Genomic DNA, 2,407 nt, shown 5'->3' with positions numbered 1-2,407 from the left:
CATTTAATTTAATGTAAGCTAAAATCTACTCTGTCGACTGCGGTGCAGGAGCAAGGTCTTGGTGCTACCCCTGTTGGAACAGCCCGACGACTGGACCGAACCCGGCGCCCACGCCGTCGTGGACCATGTGTACCGCATCCCCCTGGCACTGCCCGTGGACGGATTGGCGGCGGTCAACGTCTATGTGATCGAGGATCCCGGCGGGCTGATACTGATCGACTCGGGCTGGGCCAGGCCCGAGACCGAGAAGGCACTGGTCGAGGCGTTGCAGAGTCTCGGACACCGGCTCGGGGACATTGACCAGATCATCGTGACGCACGCCCACTGGGACCACTACACCCAGGCACTGGCGCTCCGCGAGTCGCTCGGCACCCGCGTGCGGATCGGCTGGGAGGAACGTCATTCGATCGAGGACTTCGACCTGGCGGACGGGAGCTACCCCCGGCAGGCCGTCCTGCTGCGCGCGTGCGGCGCCCCCGAACTGGCGGCCCGAGTGGAGGCGATGACGGCCGAGCCGCACGAGCTGGACATGCCGTTCGGCCCTCCGGACGCGTGGCTGAAGGACGGCGAGCGGATCGTCCTGGCTGACCGCCGCCTGGACGTGCTGGCCACACCCGGCCACACCCGCGGTCATGTGGTGCTCAGAGATCCCTTGGGCGGTCTGCTGTTCTCCGGGGACCATGTGCTGCCGTACATCACGCCGTCCCTGGGGTTCGAGCGGTCGCCGGAGAGGCATCCCCTGCGGTCCTATCTCGCCTCTCTGCGCCTGGTGCGAGGGATGCCGGACGCCCTGCTGCTGCCCGCCCACGGGCCGGTGACAAGAAGTGTCCACACCAGGGTGGACGAACTGATCGCGCATCATGAGGAACGCCTGGACGAGGTGGTACGCCAGGTGGCGTCCGGGGCCGACACGGCCTACGCGGTGGCGCGCGCGCTGCCATGGACCCGTCGTCTGCGCCGGCTCGACGACCTGCCGCTCGTCCACCAGATGACAGCCGTACTGGAGATCGACGCCCACCTGGACGTACTGGCCGGGCAGGGCGCGGTCACATGGCGGGACGTTGAGGGAACTCGGCGGTTCGCCCCGGCCGGTTGAGCAACCGTCCGGGGCGGGCTGACCTCTCGGTCAGGCCAGTACGACGACGTACCGCCAGTCCAGGACGTCGCGCGGCGGCTCGTCGGCGAGGGTGGCGTGGACCTTCGACCGCAGGTGCACCAGCCCGCCGTGGCCGTCCAGCGCGTGCTTGCGCTCGACGGTGACGGTGCTGTGCAGGGTGTCGCTCTCGTGCACGGGGCCCAGGTGGTCGCAGCCGTGCCAGCCGGCCACGGTGACGATGGACGGCAGAGCCCGGGCGGCCTGCGCGAGGGCCACGCCGATCGTGTGGCCGCCGTAGACCAGCCTTTGCCCGCCCGCCGCGCGCCGGTCATGATGCGCCTTGGCCACGTTGAGCGTGAGCCGGGCGAGCTCAGGGGCGCTCGACACGACGTCTCCGCCACCGACTTCCCAGACGCTGCCCTCGGTGATCTCGCCGAACCGGGGTCCGGCGACGCGCTCCGCGAACCGGTCGAGCCGCCACCCCGCCGGGACCGCGGCGAGCGCGTCACTGTCGGGCGGGTCGCCGACGGCGTCCAGGTCGGCGGCGTGGCCGGTGCGCGCGTCCGGGTCGCGGAGGGGCAGCATGGCGCACCGCCAGAAGTCCAGTACCGGGCGGCCGTGCTGGTCCGTGGTGATGATGCGAAGGGCCGCCAGGCCGGTCGGCCGGCGGCCTTCGCGGCTGCTGTTCTGGCGCAGCGCCACCACGTGGGTGGAGGTACTCAGGGTGTCGCCGATGAGGGGTGCGCGCCGCAGCACCAGCCCGCGGTAGAAGAGATTTGCCTTCACATGGTGGGTCGCCACCGTGGACTGGCCGATCGCCACATCCCAGACCAGGGCCGGATGCGCGAGGGGAGCCTGCCCGGTCACCGCCAGGCTCAGCTCCGCGTCCAACGGTAGAGCGAGCTGGTCCCCCACGATCGCCTGATGGGCCGCCGCGTGGCCGGCGGTGAGCGTCATCGCCGGTGCCCCGCCGAAGACCTGGCCGACCGTCAGCTCGTCGAAGTACGGCCCCTCGGCCGTGTGTGCCACGCTCATACCCGCGATCCTCCCGCTTTCGCCAGCACACGTCGTGCCGCCAACGCCACGGCCTCGTCGATCATCCGGCCGTCGAGGGTGACCGCTCCCTGGGCTCGGTCATGGCCCTCCTGCAGGGCGGCCAGAACCGCCCGCGCCCGCGTCACCTCGTCCGCCGAGGGCGTGAACACCTCGTTCACTGCCTGGATCTGGCACGGGTGGATGACCCACTTGCCGTCGAAGCCCAGTTGTGCGGCGCGGCGCACGCTCTCGGTGAACCGCTCGTCGGCCGCCACC

At 70.7% G+C, this 2,407-nt stretch carries 2 protein-coding genes and 1 pseudogene; 1 reads left to right on the top strand and 2 read right to left on the bottom strand.

From position 1 onward, the window contains the following. Window positions 1–61 precede the first annotated feature (61 nt). A complete protein-coding gene (locus tag IE239_RS41220; protein ID WP_053744027.1) occupies window positions 62–1,096 on the top strand; it encodes an MBL fold metallo-hydrolase in 1,035 nt (344 codons plus the stop codon). A 30-nt stretch (window positions 1,097–1,126) separates the two neighbouring features. Here the strand turns inward: IE239_RS41220 and IE239_RS41215 are convergent, their stop codons facing one another. Next, window positions 1,127–2,131 carry a MaoC family dehydratase gene (locus IE239_RS41215; RefSeq protein ID WP_053744026.1) on the bottom strand — a complete coding sequence of 335 codons (1,005 nt, stop codon included), beginning with the start codon at window positions 2,129–2,131 and terminating at the stop codon, window positions 1,127–1,129. Further along, a pseudogene (locus IE239_RS43205) lies at window positions 2,128–2,407 on the bottom strand (CoA ester lyase); the annotation flags it as partial. The gene IE239_RS41215 and the pseudogene IE239_RS43205, both read right to left, overlap by 4 nt.

The organism is Streptomyces humidus (genome assembly GCF_014649655.1).
Taxonomy (GTDB): domain Bacteria; phylum Actinomycetota; class Actinomycetes; order Streptomycetales; family Streptomycetaceae; genus Streptomyces; species Streptomyces humidus.
This window is presented reverse-complemented; position numbering and strand designations above follow the sequence as displayed.

Excerpts from the sequence above, each read along its gene's own strand:
- IE239_RS41215 (WP_053744026.1), bottom strand. The coding sequence starts at position 2,131 with ATGAGCGTGGCACACACGGCCGAGGGGCCGTACTTCGACGAGCTGACG.